Source organism: Thalassospira australica, assembly GCF_044790785.1.
GTDB classification, from domain to species: domain Bacteria; phylum Pseudomonadota; class Alphaproteobacteria; order Rhodospirillales; family Thalassospiraceae; genus Thalassospira; species Thalassospira australica_A.
On the sequence record NZ_CP085258.1, the window covers coordinates 1,931,952 to 1,948,361 of the forward strand.

At 54.7% G+C, this 16,410-nt stretch carries 15 protein-coding genes; 9 read left to right on the plus strand and 6 right to left on the minus strand.

Annotated features, from left to right (window positions below; genetic code table 11):
* The first annotated feature begins 439 nt into the window (after positions 1-439).
* The 8 genes from LG297_RS09250 to deoA are packed head-to-tail and all read left to right on the plus strand — an operon-like array spanning position 440 to position 8,856.
* Positions 440-1,435 carry a BMP family protein gene (locus tag LG297_RS09250; protein WP_404426622.1) on the plus strand — a complete coding sequence of 332 codons (996 nt, stop codon included), beginning with the start codon at positions 440-442 and terminating at the stop codon, positions 1,433-1,435.
* A gap of 49 nt (positions 1,436-1,484) precedes the next feature.
* The gene (locus LG297_RS09255; RefSeq protein ID WP_404426942.1) at positions 1,485-3,059 is read left to right on the plus strand and encodes an ABC transporter ATP-binding protein; all 1,575 of its coding nucleotides are present in this window, start codon (positions 1,485-1,487) and stop codon (positions 3,057-3,059) included.
* Complete coding sequence (locus LG297_RS09260) at positions 3,056-4,174, plus strand: ABC transporter permease (protein WP_404426623.1); 1,119 nt, start codon at positions 3,056-3,058, stop codon at positions 4,172-4,174. Before LG297_RS09255 ends, LG297_RS09260 begins: the two co-directional genes overlap by 4 nt.
* A complete protein-coding gene (locus tag LG297_RS09265) occupies positions 4,174-5,145 on the plus strand; it encodes an ABC transporter permease (RefSeq protein WP_404426624.1) in 972 nt (323 codons plus the stop codon). Before LG297_RS09260 ends, LG297_RS09265 begins: the two co-directional genes overlap by 1 nt.
* A 51-nt stretch (positions 5,146-5,196) precedes the next feature.
* Positions 5,197-6,207: a BMP family protein gene (locus tag LG297_RS09270; protein ID WP_404426625.1), complete on the plus strand. Its 1,011-nt coding sequence runs from the start codon at positions 5,197-5,199 to the stop codon at positions 6,205-6,207.
* Positions 6,208-6,234: 27 nt separating this feature from the next.
* Positions 6,235-6,654 carry a cytidine deaminase gene (gene cdd, locus LG297_RS09275; RefSeq protein WP_404426626.1) on the plus strand — a complete coding sequence of 140 codons (420 nt, stop codon included), beginning with the start codon at positions 6,235-6,237 and terminating at the stop codon, positions 6,652-6,654.
* Positions 6,651-7,457 carry a purine-nucleoside phosphorylase gene (locus LG297_RS09280; RefSeq protein ID WP_404426627.1) on the plus strand — a complete coding sequence of 269 codons (807 nt, stop codon included), beginning with the start codon at positions 6,651-6,653 and terminating at the stop codon, positions 7,455-7,457. The genes cdd and LG297_RS09280 overlap by 4 nt, the downstream gene beginning before the upstream one ends.
* Positions 7,458-7,515: 58 nt before the next feature.
* Complete coding sequence (gene deoA / locus LG297_RS09285) at positions 7,516-8,856, plus strand: thymidine phosphorylase (RefSeq protein WP_404426628.1); 1,341 nt, start codon at positions 7,516-7,518, stop codon at positions 8,854-8,856.
* A gap of 71 nt (positions 8,857-8,927) precedes the next feature.
* On the opposite strand, the gene LG297_RS09290 is transcribed toward deoA, so the two are convergent.
* The 6 genes from LG297_RS09290 to LG297_RS09315 form a co-directional block, all read right to left on the minus strand.
* Positions 8,928-10,532: a GMC family oxidoreductase gene (locus tag LG297_RS09290; protein ID WP_404426629.1), complete on the minus strand. Its 1,605-nt coding sequence runs from the start codon at positions 10,530-10,532 to the stop codon at positions 8,928-8,930.
* 9 nt (positions 10,533-10,541) lie between these two features.
* On the minus strand, positions 10,542-11,528 hold the full coding sequence (locus LG297_RS09295) for a branched-chain amino acid ABC transporter permease (protein ID WP_404426630.1): 987 nt from the start codon (positions 11,526-11,528) through the stop codon (positions 10,542-10,544).
* A 1-nt stretch (position 11,529) separates the two neighbouring features.
* Complete coding sequence (locus LG297_RS09300; protein WP_404426943.1) at positions 11,530-12,411, minus strand: branched-chain amino acid ABC transporter permease; 882 nt, start codon at positions 12,409-12,411, stop codon at positions 11,530-11,532.
* Positions 12,412-12,421: 10 nt separating this feature from the next.
* Positions 12,422-13,132 (minus strand): ABC transporter ATP-binding protein, encoded by a 711-nt coding sequence (locus LG297_RS09305; RefSeq protein WP_404426631.1) that lies wholly within the window; start codon positions 13,130-13,132, stop codon positions 12,422-12,424.
* Positions 13,125-13,868 (minus strand): ABC transporter ATP-binding protein, encoded by a 744-nt coding sequence (locus LG297_RS09310; protein ID WP_404426632.1) that lies wholly within the window; start codon positions 13,866-13,868, stop codon positions 13,125-13,127. The genes LG297_RS09305 and LG297_RS09310 overlap by 8 nt, the downstream gene beginning before the upstream one ends.
* A 64-nt stretch (positions 13,869-13,932) precedes the next feature.
* Complete coding sequence (locus LG297_RS09315; protein ID WP_404426633.1) at positions 13,933-15,144, minus strand: ABC transporter substrate-binding protein; 1,212 nt, start codon at positions 15,142-15,144, stop codon at positions 13,933-13,935.
* Positions 15,145-15,444: 300 nt separating this feature from the next.
* Here LG297_RS09315 and LG297_RS09320 point away from each other — a divergent pair, with 300 nt between their 5' ends.
* Positions 15,445-16,359, plus strand: a complete 915-nt coding sequence (locus tag LG297_RS09320; protein ID WP_404426634.1) for a LysR family transcriptional regulator — start codon at positions 15,445-15,447, stop codon at positions 16,357-16,359.
* The last annotated feature ends 51 nt before the right edge of the window (positions 16,360-16,410 follow it).

The following is a 16,410-nucleotide window of genomic DNA, read 5'->3' on the forward strand; positions in this document are numbered from 1 at the left end:
GAAGGGGAATTTTCATTGCAATGCAGAATCGGAAGCCGCTGTTTTCCGGGCAATAGACCGGATTGCGGAAATAGCGCGCGGTGCGATTATGAAATTCTTCGAGAAATAGTATCGGCGGTGGTTGAAATGTCAGCATTTTCTAATGCGTGAAAAACTAAGGGAAACCCCGCAGATAGACGGCAAAAAGGCAAGCTGGGGTAGAATGAATTCTGACCGAATGGACAGGTTTTGTGTCAATGGTCCGTGCTCGGCTATTTACAGAGTACTGTATTTTGTAGTTACCATAGGCGTTCTGCAGCAGAGACGCACAGGGGCGTACCGTCAATCGGTGCCGAAATCGCGGCAATGTTGCATAAAACACTTTTTCGATGAGGGAGTCCTGCCGGTTAAGGGCACCGGCGGGATATAAAAGAGAATCAAGCAATAGAAGGGCATCGGAATGAAAAAGCTTCTGACCACCATGGTCGCGGCTGTTGCATGCTATGCAGGTGTAGCGAGCGCAGCAGAAATCAAGCCGGCAGTCGTTTATGATCTGGGCGGCCGTTTTGACCGTTCGTTTAACCAGGGCGCATATAACGGTGCCGAAAAATACAAGGCCGACACCGGGACCGAGTATCGCGATTTCGAAATCCAGAACGATTCGCAGCGCGAACAGGCCATGCGCAACTTTGCACGTCGCGGCATGAACCCGATTGTCGCAATCGGCTTCTCGCAGGCATCCGCCCTTGAGAAAGTTGCAACCGAATTCCCCGATATTAAATTCACGATTGTTGACATGGTTGTTGACCTGCCGAACGTTCAGTCGGTGGTTTTCAAGGAACATGAAGGTTCGTTCCTGGTTGGTGTCCTGGCAGCCATGGCATCAGAAACCGGCAAGGTCGGTTTCATTGGTGGCATGGACATTCCGCTGATCCGTAAATTTGCCTGTGGTTATGCGCAGGGCGTTAAGCACGCCAATGCCGATGCCGAAGTTTTCCAGAACATGACCGGCACCACCGGTGCGGCATGGAACGACCCGGTCAAGGGCGGCGAGCTTGCGAAATCGCAGTTTGATCGTGGTGCGGACGTTGTCTATCACGCGGCAGGCGGCACCGGTGTCGGTGTTCTGCAGGCGGCGGCTGATGCCGGCAAGCTTGGTATCGGCGTTGACTCCAACCAGAATGCCCTGCATCCGGGTTCGGTTCTGACCTCGATGCTCAAGCGCGTTGACGTTGCGGTTTACGAGGCGTTCGATGCGGCGGCCAAAGACACATGGGAACCGGGCGTTACCGTTCTTGGCCTTGCAGAAGGCGGCGTTGACTGGGCACTTGACGAAAACAACGAAAAGCTTATCACCGACGACATGAAAGCGGCTGTTGCCAAGGCCAAGGAAGACATCATTTCCGGCAGCCTTGAAGTCCATGATTACATGAGCGACAGCGCCTGCCCGATGTAAGGCAGGACGAACAAACCGGGGATTTGTAGTGTCGGATACGATGCATCAAATGCACGGCGCCGGGGAGACCGGTGCCGTGCAACCCGCTATTGAACTGCGCGGTATAGACAAGCGGTTCGGTGCGGTACACGCCAATAAATCAATCGATCTGAAAGTCGAAAAGGGTACGATTCACGGCATCGTCGGGGAAAACGGTGCAGGAAAATCGACCTTGATGAGTATCCTGTACGGTTTTTATCAGGCCGACGGGGGCACCATCCATGTCGATGGCAAACTTTGCGATATCAAAGGATCGGAAGACGCCATTGCTGTCGGGATCGGCATGGTCCATCAGCATTTCATGCTGGTTGAACCTTTCACGGTTCTTGAAAACGTTATTCTGGGTGTCGAGGGCGGCGCAATCCTGCGCGAGGGCGTTGATAAAGCCCGCGAGGAGCTTAAGCGTCTGGAGCGTGAATATTCGCTTGACGTTAATCCCGATGCCATTGTTGGCGACCTGTCTGTTGGCTTGCAGCAGCGCGTTGAAATTCTGAAGGCCCTTTATCGCGGGGCCGAAATTCTTATTCTGGATGAACCGACCGGGGTTTTGACCCCGCAGGAAGCGGATCATCTGTTCCGCATTCTGGAAACCCTGAAACAGCAGGGTAAAACGGTTGTTCTGATCACGCATAAATTGCGCGAAATCATGGCGGCAACGGACAATGTTTCCGTGATGCGCCAGGGTGAAATGGTGGCCCATCGCAAAACGGCCGAAACCAGCCCCGAAGAACTTTCCGAACTGATGGTCGGCCGCAAGGTGCTTTTGCGCCTTGAAAAGGGTGAAGCCGCACCGGCGGCAACTGTTCTTGAGGTCGATAATCTGTGCGTTGAAACGTCGCAGGGTGTGCGCAAGGTAAAGAATGCCAGCTTTACGGTGCGCGCCGGCGAGATCGTCGGCATTGCCGGGGTTTCCGGCAATGGGCAAAGCGAACTTCTTGAAGCGCTTGGCGGGATACGGGCGGTAACCGAAGGGCAGGTCCTGTTAAACGGGCAGGATGTGACGCCGGGTCGTGGTGTTGATGCGGCCGAACTGCGCAAACGCGGTGTCGCCCATGTGCCCGAAGATCGCCATCGCATGGCAATGGTGACGTCATTTTCGGCCAAGGAAGCCGCTATTCTCGGTTATGAGGATGATGCGGCCTATCAGAAGGGCATGTTCCTGAACTGGCATGCGATTTCCGAGGCGACGAAGCATTTGATGTCAGAATTCGACGTGCGCCCGAATGATCCTGATCTGAAAGCTGCCAATTTTTCCGGCGGAAACCAGCAGAAACTGGTTCTGGCGCGTGAAATCATGCGCGATCCTGAACTTCTCCTAGTTGGTCAGCCGACGCGCGGTGTCGATATCGGCGCCATCGAATTCATTCACAAACGTATTGTTGCGATGCGCGATGCTGGCAAGGCCGTTTTGCTGGTGTCCGTCGAACTGGACGAAATCATGTCTCTTGCCGACCGCATACTGGTGATGTGTGATGGTTCCATCATCGGTGAAGTTTCTGCTGCTGATGCCAATGAACGGGTGCTTGGCCTGATGATGGCCGGGGTTGACCCCCATGAAGCCAAAGCCGCGGAGGGGCAGGCATGAGTGACAGTGTTCAACTGCCGCGCTGGATTGATGTCGGCGCGTTGCCGCTGCTTAATCTTTTGCTGGCACTGATTGTTTCGGGGCTTGTTGTTCTGGCGATTGGTGAAAGCCCGACGCAAGTCGTTGAAATCCTGCTTTATGGTGCGTTCGGCTATGAAGAGGCGTGGGGTTATACGCTTTATTACACCACCAACTTCATTTTTACCGGTCTGGCTTTTGCCGTGGCATTCCATTGCGGTCTGTTCAATATCGGTGCCGAGGGGCAGGCTTATGTCGGGGGGCTTGGTGTCATTCTGGCGGCCCTTTACCTTGATTTTCTGCCATTCCCGATCATGCTGGTCGTTGCTATTCTGGCGGCGGCAATTTTCGGCGCCGCCTGGGCCTATATCCCGGCCTATCTGCAGGCACGTCGCGGGTCGCATGTCGTGATCACCACGATCATGTTCAACTTCATTGCGTCGTCGCTGATGGTTTATCTGCTGGTCAATGTTCTGCGTCCGCAGGGATCAATGACCCCGGAAACCGAACAGATCGCTGAACATCTGCGTTTGCCGTTCATTCATGACATCGCCGCAAGCCTTGGTCTGGAGATGGCAAGCAGCCCGCTGAACCTGTCGTTTGTTTATGCGCTTGTCTGCAGTATTCTGGTCTGGCTGTTCATCTGGCATACAAGATGGGGTTATGCGATCCGCACTGTGGGGGCCAATGCGGTTGCCGCGACCTATGCCGGGATCGAGCCGGGGCGATATATCATCATGGCGATGATGATTTCAGGTGCGCTTTCGGCCTTCATGGCGCTTAACGAAGTAATGGGTGTTCAGCACCGCTTGCTGATCGATTTTACGGCCGGTTACGGCTTTGTCGGGATTGCGGTTGCCCTGATGGGGCGCAATCATCCGTTTGGTATTTTCCTGGCGGCATTGCTGTTTGGGATGCTGTATCAGGGCGGGGCAGAGCTCAGCTTTGAAATCCCGACGATTTCGAACGATATGGTTGTGGTTATTCAGGGGCTTGTGATCCTGTTTACCGGTGCGATGGAACATATGTTCCGTCCGCGCGTGACCCGGATTTATACAGCGTGGCATTTGCGCCGCCGTGCCCAGGAGGCCGCATAATGGATAATTTTGAACTGGTTATCCTGCTTCTGGATGCGACGCTTCGGACATCGACCCCGCTTATTCTTGCCGCACTGGCCGGGATGTTTTCGGAACGGTCGGGCACGATCAACCTGGCACTTGAAGGCATGATGCTGGGCGGGGCGTTTTCAGCTGCTGCCGTGGCTTATTATTTCGGAAATCCCTGGGCCGGGTTGCTGGCGGCAATCGCAACGACGATCTGCCTTTCGCTTCTGCATGGTTTTGCCTGCATCACGCATAAGGGCAATCAGGTCGTATCGGGCATGGCGATCAATATCCTGATGTCGGGTCTGACGGCACTTGTCGGGATTGCCCTGTTTGCGCAGGGCGGCAAGACCCCGTCGCTTGATCATGAGTCACGGTTCCAGCCGATTACCTTGCCCGGCGCGGATGCCGTTGCCGATGTCCCGGTTCTGGGATCGATATATTCGGAATTGCTGAGCGGTCATAACATTCTTGTTTATGTCGCGTTTCTGGCAGTACCAGCCGCGTGGTGGGTGATGTATCGCACCCGTTTCGGTTTGCGTCTGCGCGCGGTTGGCGAAAATCCGGGGGCGGTTGACACCGCCGGTATTGGCGTGGTCGCCATGCGGTATCGCGCGGTGATTTGCAGTGGCATTCTTGTCGGTATGTCGGGTGCGTATCTTTCTACCGCGCAGGGGGCGTCGTTCCTGCAGGATATGACGGCGGGCAAGGGCTATATTGCGCTGGCGGCGATGGTGTTTGGTAAATGGCGGCCTTTCCCGGCACTGTTTGCGTGCCTGCTGTTTGGTTTCCTTGATGCCGCGGCAACCCGCATGCAGGGTGTTATCCTGCCGGGGATCGGCGAGGTGCCGGTGCAACTGGTGCAGGCATTGCCCTATGTTTTGACGGTGATCCTGCTGGCGGGCTTTATTGGCCGCGCCATTCCGCCCAAATCGCTTGGTCGTCCGTATGTGAAGGAACGCTGATCGCATTGCGATCAGCTTCCTGATCCGGCATATCTGGCAAACGAGGCTGTGATGAATTGCAAACAGGTCTTTTCCATCATTGCTATTCTGGCTGTTTCGCTGCCTGCCACGGTTTGCGCCGTGCAGGCCGCCGAAATCGCGCCGGCAGTTGTTTATTCGACCGGTGGCAAGTTTGACGGCTCGTTCAATCAGTCGGCTTTCGAAGGGGCGGAGCGTTTCAAACAGGAAAGCGGTATTGAGTATCGCGAGTTCGAATTGCGCAATGATACGCAAAGCGAGCAGGCGATCCGGAATTTTGCCCGCGAGGGACGAGACCCGATTGTGGTGATCGGGTTTCAGCAGGCGACGTCGCTTGCCAAAGTTGCGCCGGAATTTCCCGATACCCGTTTTGCCATCGTCGATATGGTTGTTGATCAGCCCAATGTGCAATCGGTGGTTTTTCGGGAACATGAAGGCACATACCTTGTCGGTATGCTGGCGGCCATGGCGTCAAAATCAGGGACGATTGGCGTTATTGGCGGTATGGATATTCCGCTGATCCGTCGCATGACCTGTGGGTACGTGCTGGGCGCATTGCAGGCGGGGCCGGGCACCAAGGTGCTGGAAAATATGACCGGAACGACGGGGGCGGCATGGAACGACCCGGGCCGCGGTGCCGAACTGGCAACCACACAGATCGGTCTTGGTGCGGATGTTGTTTTGCAGCTGGCCGGTGGCACGGGAATTGGCGTTTTGCAGGCAACAGCGGATGCCGGAAAGCTTGGGATTGGATCGGATGCAAACCAGAACGGACTGCATCCGGGATCAGTTCTGACATCAATGGTCAAGCATGTCGATGTTGCCGTGTTCGAGGCATTCAAGGCGGCGCGAGATGGGAGCTGGAAGCCGGGTATTCGCAGTCTTGGCCTTGCCGAAGGCGGGATTGACTGGGCGTTAGACGATTTTAACAGGGACCTGATCACGCCTGCGATGAAGGATACGGCCGATGCGGCGCGCAACGATATCATCAGCGGCAAGATTACGGTTCATGATTATATGCAGGATGGAACCTGCCCGCGATAATCGGCAGGAAAAACAGGATCAAGACACATGACATCGCAAACTGTAACCGACGCCCCGCGCGATTTGATTGATGCGGCACTTGCCGCGCGTGACAGGGCATATGCGCCCTATTCGAAATTCCACGTTGGTGCAGCCCTTAGGACCGAGCGCGGGCAGATCATTGCCGGATGCAATGTTGAAAACGCGGCCTATCCCGAAGGTGTTTGCGCCGAGGCCGGGGCCATTTCGGCGATGGTCCTGTCTGGTGAAACCAGGTTTGATGAAATCGTCGTTGTCGGGCTTGGGGATGTTGCCTGCACGCCATGTGGTGGGTGTCGTCAGAAAATTCGGGAATTCACCGGATCGGATGCGACGATTTATATCATCAATGATGCGGGTAAAACGCTTCTGACCCTGACGCGTGAAGAACTTATTCCCCATTCCTTTGGGCCGGAGAATTTGAAATGAATAATGTCAAAGCCGCATTGGACATCATTGCCGCCAAGGCACCGGGTTTTAAGGCCGAGGTTGCGCTTGTTCTTGGCAGTGGCCTTGGCGGCGTTGTCGACGCGGTCAGTGATGCCATCAGGATTTCCTATACCGACCTGCCGGGCTTTCCCAAGCCGACGGTGGTGGGCCACGGCGGGCAGTTGGTACTTGGCCGGATTGGCGGTGTATCGGTTGCCGTCATGCAGGGGCGGGCGCATTATTATGAACATGGCCGTTCGGATTTGATGAGCGAGCCGCTTGAAACATTGCGTGAATTGGGGGCAGAGCGGCTTATCCTCACCAATGCGGCAGGGTCGCTTATCCCCGAGGCATCACCGGGGAACCTGATGCTGATTACGGATCATATCAGCCTGTTTGGGCCCAATCCGTTGATCGGATATCATGGCGATGATCGTTTTGTCGGCATGGATGTGCCGTATGATCCGGAAATCGGATCGGGTTTGAAAAATACTGCGGCCGAACTTGGCATTAACCTGTTTGAAGGTACTTATTGCTGGTGCACCGGGCCGAGTTTCGAAACGCCGGCCGAAATTCGTGCGCTTAAGGTCCTGGGGGCGGATGCGGTCGGCATGTCGACTGTACCGGAAAACATTCTTGCCCGGCGTCTGGGATTCCGGGTGGCGGCTGTTTCAAACATCACCAATCTGGCCGCGGGCATGAGCCCGACGGCCCTTAGTCATGAACAGACCCTTGAGATGGCGAAAGAAGGATCTGCCAATCTGATCAAGATCCTGCTGCGTTATTTTTCAAGTGATGCATGAAGATGTTTTGATCGGGTTTGGAAACGTAATTCAATAATAAGCGCGCAGGAGACAGCATATGCTGCCGCAGGAAATCATTCGCCGGAAACGTGAAGGCGAAGTTCTGACAGACGCCGAAATCGCCTTTTTCGTGAAAGGCATTGCGGATGAAAGCATCAGCGAAGGGCAGGTTGCAGCCCTTGCCATGGCGGTTTTCTTTAACGGCATGACCATGGATGAACGCGCAGCCCTTACGCGCAATATGCGTGATTCCGGAACCGTTCTTGATTGGAAGGCGCTGGGCCTTGACGGGCCGGTTGTCGACAAGCATTCAACCGGTGGGGTTGGCGACAAGGTCAGTTTGATGCTGGGGCCGATTGTTGGCGCGTGCGGTGCATTTGTTCCGATGATTTCGGGACGCGGATTGGGCCATACGGGCGGGACGCTGGACAAATTTGACTCCATTCCCGGCTATCGCACGGCACCGACCTTGGATGAATTTGCCAAAGTCACACGTGAAGTCGGTTGCGCCATCATCGGGCAGACCGCGGATCTTGCCCCTGCGGACAAGCGTTTCTATGGCATTCGTGATGTTACCGCGACGGTGGAAAGCATTCCGTTGATTACCGCATCGATCCTGTCGAAAAAACTGGCGGCGGGTCTGGATGCGCTGGTGATGGATGTCAAATTCGGATCGGGTGCGTTCATGAATGAATATGATCGTGCGCGCGAACTGGCCGAAAGCATCACCGAAGTCGCAACCCGCAATGGTGTACCGACAACGGCCCTTTTGACCGATATGGAGCAGGTTCTGGGCGATACGGTCGGTAATGCGCTTGAAATGCACGAGGCGGTTGATTTCCTGACGGGCAAACATCAGGAAAAGCGTGTTTATGATGTCACGATGGCGTTGGCAGCGGAAATGCTGGCACTGACCGGTGTTGCAACCGATGTTGCCGATGGTCTGCAAAAAGCCAGCGACGCCCTGACATCGGGCAAGGCAGCCGAGGTATTTGGTAAAATGGTGTCGGCCCTTGGCGGCCCGGCCGATTTTGTTGAAAACACATCGGCCCATCTTGAGACGGCACCGATGGTCGAGCCGGTACGCGCCGCAAAGACCGGGCGGGTGGTATCAATGGATGCGCGCAAGGTGGGGCTTGCGCTGGTTGCGTTGAAAGGTGGCCGGACACGTGCCGATCAGAAGATCGACTTTGCTGTCGGCTTTACCGATTTCATCAAGGTCGGACAGGCGGTTTCAGCCGAAACGCCGCTTTGTAACGCTCATGTCCGTGATCAGGCACAGCTTGACGAAGCGACGACCCTTTTGCGCGAGGCAATCGTCATTGGCGATGGCGAGGTCGCCAGAACCGGTTCGGCAGCAGCAGTTCGCGAACGGATTGTTGCCCGTACCAAAGGGTAATTAATCGGGCGCGCAAAAATGCAGAAGGCCGGGCAGGATGATTGCCCGGCCTCTTTGTTTGGTCTGTGTGGCTAGTTTCGTGTGCTTTCCATGATCATGGTAGCTGCCTTTTCCGCGATCATGATGGTTGGTGAATTGGTGTTGCCCGATGTGATGGTGGGCATGATTGAGGCATCCGCTATCCGAAGACCGTCAAGCCCGCGCAGGCGCAATTGCGGGTCAACCACCGATGCCGGGTCCGCACCCATGCGACATGTGCCCACAGGGTGGAAAATTGTGGTGCCGATATTGCCCGCGGCTTTGACCAGATCATCCTCGGTCTCGTATGACGGGCCAGGTTTGAATTCTTCGGGCCGGTACGGGGCAAGGGCGGGCTGATTGGCAATTTTGCGGGTCAAACGGATTGAATCAACCGCGACCTTTTTATCGGCATCCGCACTGAGGTAATTCGGTGCGATAGCCGGTTGGTCACGAAAATCGGGTGATTTCAGGTGGATGCTGCCGCGACTTTGCGGGCGCAGATTGCAGACACTTGCCGTAAAGGCCGGGAAGGGATGGACAGGATCGCCGAACTTTTCAAGTGACAGCGGCTGCACATGATATTGCAGGTTTGCCGTTTCGAACGATGCATCGGATTTGGTGAAGATGCCAAGCTGGCTTGGGGCCATCGACATCGGCCCTGATTGATTAAACAGGTATTCCAGCGCGATCCCGGCCTTGCCGACAAGGCTGCTGGCCTGTTCGTTCAGGGTACGGATGCCACTGACCTTGAAGGCGCAGCGCAGTTGCAGGTGGTCCTGAAGGTTTTCACCGACCTGTGCGCTTTCATGGATGGTCTGGATACCATGTTTTTGCAGAACATCGCCCCGGCCAATACCCGACAGTTCCAGAATATGCGGTGATCCGACAGATCCGGCCGACAGAACGATTTCACGACGTGCCGAAACAGTTTCAATCTGGCCACTGCGGTCATATTCAACACCGGTCACACGACCGTTTTCAATGATCAGGCGACGAACTTGGGCATGGGTGCGCAGTTCCAGATTTTTGCGCGATAGGGCAGGATTCAGAAATGCCTTCGAGGTATTCCAGCGTATGCCACGTTTCTGATTGACCGCGAAATAGCCCGACCCCTCGTTATTGCCGCGGTTGAAGTCCGGAATCTTCGGGATGCCGGCCTGTTCGGCGGCATCCTGAAACGCATCAAGAATTTCCCAGCGCACACGGGCCTGTTCAACCCGCCATTCGCCACCTGATCCGTGCATGTCATCGGCACCGAGATAGTAATCTTCGGACTTTCTGAAATGCGGCAACACATCGTCCCAGCCCCAGCCGTTGCACCCCGATTGCCGCCATTGATCATAATCGGCGGCCTGACCGCGCATATAGATCATGCCGTTGATCGACGAACATCCGCCCAGAACCTTGCCTCGGGGATATCCCAGAGAACGGCCATTCAGGCCTTCTTCGGCCTCGGTCTTGAAGCACCAGTCGACATTCGGATTGCCAATGCAATAAAGATAGCCCACCGGAATATGAATCCACGGATTGGTGTCTTTGCCACCGGCCTCCAGAAGGAGGACGGTGGCGTTTTCGATTTCGGACAGCCGGTTTGCAAGGGTACAGCCAGCCGATCCTGCACCAATAATGATGTAGTCGAATTGTTGTGTGGTCATGCTGCTTCCCTAGTTTCTGGACCGAAGGCCCAGCTTGGCAGCAAGGCGTGACGCATTGAACTCGCCGACAATGCCACGGCGGAACAGCAACACACAGACAATGAATATAAGCCCGGTAAGGACCGTTACCGGGAAGCCGGTTGCCGAAAGATAGTTCTGTACGGTGACGACAAAAGCCGCGCCGAAGATCGGACCGAAGATCGTTCCGATCCCGCCAAGCAGGGTCATCAGGATGACTTCGCCCGACATTTGCCAGGCTACATCGGTAAGGGTGGCAAACTGGAACACCAGTGCCTTGAGCCCGCCTGCAAGACCGGCAAGGGCAGCCGACATGACAAAAGCCGCAAGTTTGTAAAGGTTGACCGAGTAACCCAATGAAATTGCCCGGTTTTCATTTTCCCGAATGGAACGCAGGATCATACCGAACGGGGAATGCACAATCCGCCATACCGCAAATACCCCGGCTGCGAACACCACCAGCACGAAGAAATACATGTTCAGCGGCTGGTTCAGATCGATAAAACCAAGAAGATGCCCGCGTGGTACGCCTTGCAATCCGTCTTCGCCTTTGGTGAATTCCGATTGCAGGCAGAAGAAAAAGAACATCTGCGACAAAGCTAAGGTGATCATCGCGAAATAGATGCCCTGACGCCGGATGGCGAAAAACCCGATGATCAGCCCCATTAAAGCCGCCCCGACAACGCCCAGGAGAATTCCGGCCTCGGGCGGGAAACCCCATTCCTTAACCGCATGGGCCGTGAAATAGGCAGCTCCGCCGAAAAAGGCGGCATGGCCGAATGACAGCAATCCTGTGAAACCCAAAAGCAGGTTAAAGGCACTGGCGAACAGGGCAAAACACAGGATCTTCATCAGGAAAACCGGATAAAGAACGAAGGGGGCAATCACAAGCCCGATGATCAATACAGCGAGAAGGGCAAGCTGTATCCGGTGCGCCGACTGGCGGCGGGCTTCCGATGTCATTGTTATTTCTGTCATATCACGCATCCCGACCAAACAGACCCGCAGGCCGGACCAAAAGAACGATTGCCATGATCACAAAGATCACGATGTTCGACGCTTCGGGGTAAAAGACCTTGGTCAACCCTTCGAGGATGCCAAGCATATAGCCCGTGACAATTGCCCCCATAATCGATCCCATGCCGCCGACAACCACGATGGCGAACACCACAATGATCAGGTTCGACCCCATCAACGGACTCACCTGATAGATCGGGGCGGCCATAATTCCGGCCAATGCGGCCAAACCCGCGCCAAGGCCGTAGGTCAGGGTCAGAAGGAACGGCACATTGACGCCAAATGACTGAACAAGTGTCGGGTTTTCGGTTGCAGCACGCAAATAGGCACCGAGTTTGGTCTTTTCGATCAGAAGCCATGTGCCGATACAGATTACCAGCGAGGCAACAACGACCCAGCCGCGATAAATCGGCAAATACATAAAGCCGAGATTAACCCCGCCCGAAAGCAAGGCAGGCGTGGCATAGGGTTGGCCCGATGTGCCATAGAAATAGCGGAAGCCGCCTTCGATCACCAAGGCAAGGCCAAAGGTGAACAGAAGCCCGTACAGATGATCAAGATTGTAAAGACGGCGCAGGGCAAAGCGTTCGATCACAATGCCGGTAATGCCGACAATGACCGGTGCCACCAGCAAGGCCAGCCAGTAATTCACACCGAGCCATGACAGCAGAAGAAAACCAACAAACGCCCCCATCATGTATTGGGCACCATGCGCGAAGTTGATAACGCGCAGAAGGCCGAAAATAATCGCCAGACCAAGGCTTAGCATGGCATAGAACGACCCATTGATCAGACCGATCAGAAGCTGGCCGAGAAATGCCTGGATCGGAATTCCAAATATCATTGTCACGGCATCATACTCCCAGAACTTCGTGCAAGGTGTCCATTCTGGCGGGCAGCTCCGCCACGTCGAAACCTTCTTTCACCACGCCATGATCCATGATGTAGAATCTGTCGGCAATTTTGCTGGCAAACCGGAAATTCTGTTCGACAAGCAAAATGGTCATGCCACGCTGTTTCAGGGTTTGCAGCACCTCGCCAATACGCTGGACGATAACCGGGGCGAGGCCTTCGGTCGGTTCGTCCAGCAGCAGCATTTTGACCCCGGTACGCAGCATGCGTGCCATGGCAAGCATTTGCTGCTCGCCGCCGGACAATTTGGTTCCCTGACTGTTACGCCGTTCCAAAAGGTTGGGGAACAGGTCATAGATTTCATCAACCGACATGCCGTTCGGGGAAACGACAGGCGGCAGCATGAGATTTTCCTCGACGCTGAGGGTTGCGAAAATGCCCCGCTCTTCGGGAACAAAACCGATCCCGGCACGTGCAGTGTGATGCAGTGGCCGGTTCATAAGGTTCTTGCCGTCAAATTCGATTGTACCGGTGCGTTTGCGCAAAATGCCCATGATAGAGCGCAAGGTGGTGGTTTTTCCCATGCCGTTGCGGCCAAGGATGGTAACCGTCTCGCCTTGGCGAACGTCAAGATTGACGCCATGCAGGATATGGCTTTCATCGTACCAGGCATTCAGGTCCCGGACGGAAAGAAGCGGTTTTCTATCAGTCATGATCCGTCCCCATATAGGCGACCTTTACGCGCTCGTCTTTGCTGACGGTGGCGTAATCGCCCTCCGCGAGGATTTCGCCGCGTTGCAGAACGGTAATATGATCGCACAGATCGGCGACAACCTTGAGATTGTGCTCAACCATCAGAACAGCGCGCGTTTTGGCGACTTCGCGAATGATTTCGGCAACCATCCCGACATCCTCGCCGCCCATGCCGGCCATCGGTTCGTCCAGCAGCAGTACCTTTGGGTCAAGTGCCAGTGTGGTGGCAATTTCAAGCACACGCTTGCGGCCATAGGAAAGGTCTGCGGCCTGACTGTCACATTCGTTCTCGAGCCCGACGGACTTCAAAAGCTCCATCGCGCGATCATTGAGAACATCAAGCTTGCCAAGCGGCAACCAGAACTGCACGGCGAGATTGCCGGGGCGTTGCAGTGCGATGCGGATATTTTCCAGAACTGTAAGATGGGGAAAAATTGCCGATATCTGGAATGAACGTACCAGCCCCATACGCGCCACACGGGCGGGGGCCATATTTGTAATATCATGATCCAGCAGGGTGATCTTTCCGCTGGTCGGTTGCAGGAATTTCGTTAGAAGATTGAAAACGGTGGTTTTGCCTGCGCCATTCGGACCGATCAGCGCATGCACCTTGGCGTGATGGACGTCAAGATTGACGTTATTGACCGCGGTAAACCCGCCAAAATCGCGACGGAGGTCACGAGCGGTAAGGACCACTCGTGACTCAGCCGGATTTTGATGGTTACCGGGTTTTTCGTTAACTCCGGTCGCCGTCATGTTCTTAGTTCGATACCAGAGTACAACCGCTTTCGGCCGGATCAATGAAGGCCTTGTCACCAGGGACGGTCGCGAGAACATTGTAATAGTCCCATTCGCCTGCCATCTCGTCCGGTTTTTTGACTTCCATCAGATACATGTCATAGATCATGCGGCCATTTGCACCGACCTTGCCGTTTTTGGCAAAGACGTCATTGACCGGCATTTCATGCAGTGCCTTTGCAACAGCCTCGGTTTCGTCTGTGCCGGTTTCCTCGATCGCCTTGAGGTACTGGAGCACAGCGGAATAGGTGCCTGCCTGAACCATATTGGGCATGCGGCCCGTACGATCAAAGAAGCGTTGACCGAATTCACGCGTTTCATCGTTACGGTCCCAATAGAACCCTTCGGTCAGCGACAGCCCCTGTGCGGCTTCTGCGCCCAGGCCATGAACTTCGGCAAGGGTGAAAAGCAGGGCAGCAAGACGCTGGCCACTTTGAACGATGCCGAACTCGGATGCCTGTTTGATGGCATTGGCGGTATCAAGACCGGCATTGGCCAGACCGATTACTTTCGCACCCGATGCCTGTGCCTGCAGAAGGAACGATGAAAAGTCGGTGCTTGCCAACGGATGCCGGACGGAACCGACGACGGAACCGCCATTTGCCTTGACGAAGTTTCCGGTCTGCTCTTCAAGCGAATAGCCAAAAGCATAGTCCGCAGTCAGGAAGAACCAGCTATCGCCACCGTTATTCACCAACGCACCGCCCGTGCCGACAGCCAGCGCATGGGTGTCATAAGCCCAGTGGAAGCCATAGGGCGAACATTGCTTCCCGGTCAGCTCCGTTGTCGCCGCACCGGTAACGATATCAATTTTTTTCTTTTCCTTGGAAATACCCTGGACAGCCAGTGCAACCGACGAGGTCGTCAGTTCCATGATGCTGTCGACCTGATCCTCATCATACCACTGGCGGGCAATGTTGGCGGCGACATCGGGCTTGTTCTGATGGTCGGCAGTGATGACTTCGATCGGTTTGTCCAGAACGGTGCCACCGAAATCCTCAACAGCCATCAGGGCCGCTTCATACGACCATGTTCCGCCAAAATCGGCATAAACACCGGATTGATCATTCAAAATACCGATCTTGACGACATCGTCGGAGACCTGTGCCTGTGCTGGCAGTGATGCAGCAGCGGCAGCCATGATCGCAACGGATGCGATTGCAATTTTCTTCATCTAGGTTCCTCCCTGATGGAACTTTATGTTCAGATACGCTCAAAACGTATCGGGCAATTCTTCCGTGCCGTTTGGATATTTGATCCGTTCTTTGGCCCGGATGGCTGGTTGTGCATTGGGTGCACATTTTTGTTGTTTTGTATCGGGTGTTGTCTGTTTCTCGTTAAGTCACTGAAAAAGAACAATTCATTTTTATTTCTTTTCTTGGTCTCAGGACCGTGAACTACGCTAGCATTGACCAAAACGCGGTCAAATATATAATTTTGGACAGAAGCTGTACAAAAATGAACAGGATGGCAAATGCGTCAATTCACATGGGACGATTTACAGTATTTTCTTGCGGTCGCCCAGGACGGTAAATTGTCATCTGCTGCGCGGCGACTGCGCACCAGCCATGTAACGGTCGCCCGCAGGATTGAGCGTCTTGAGCAAAGCATTGGTGCAAAACTGTTCGAGCGCAGTCCACAAGGATATGCCCTGACACCGCTTGGCCAGCGACTGATGGAACCGGCCGAGGCCATGGCCCAAGAGGCCGTCAAAATGTTAAGCGTCGTAGGCGACGGCACATTGCCGCTTAGCGGGGTTATTCGCCTGAGCGTCCCGGAAGGTTATGGCAATTTTTTCATTGCGGAAAAACTGCCTCATTTTGCCAGCCAACATCCAAACCTGACCATTGAAATGGTCAATATACAGCAAATTGTTTCGCTATCCCGGCGCGAGGCGGACATATCGGTTTCTTTAAGCACACCAAAGGCCGGTGCCTATCATTTCGAGAAAATTTCCAGCTATATTCTGTATGTCTATGCTTCGCGCGATTACATTGCAAAAAATCGTGCGATCAAACGGCGAGAGGACCTCGCAAGCCATCCTTTCATTGGATATATCGAGGATATGATTTTTACCCCGGAACTGAATTATCTGGGGGAGATTGTACCTGGTTTGCGGCCATCCTATCAGACGTCCAGTGTCTTTGCGCAGCTAAAGGCGTGCAGGGCGGGGTACGGACTTTGTGTGCTGCCGTATTATATGGGGACGATGTTTGATGATCTGGTTGCGGTGATGCCCAAGGTTGTGCCGATCCATCGCGATTACTGGCTGGTGTGCCACAACGATATGATAGATGCGGCACGCGTGCGGCCTCTGATCGAGTTTATTCGACGCGAAACACATGCAGCCCGCGACCTGTTTAACGGTTTTCCCGAGAGTTTCGTTTGAATGGTTTACTATATGCGGTTGGAACTGCTCTGACGGAGGGCTTGCATCTTA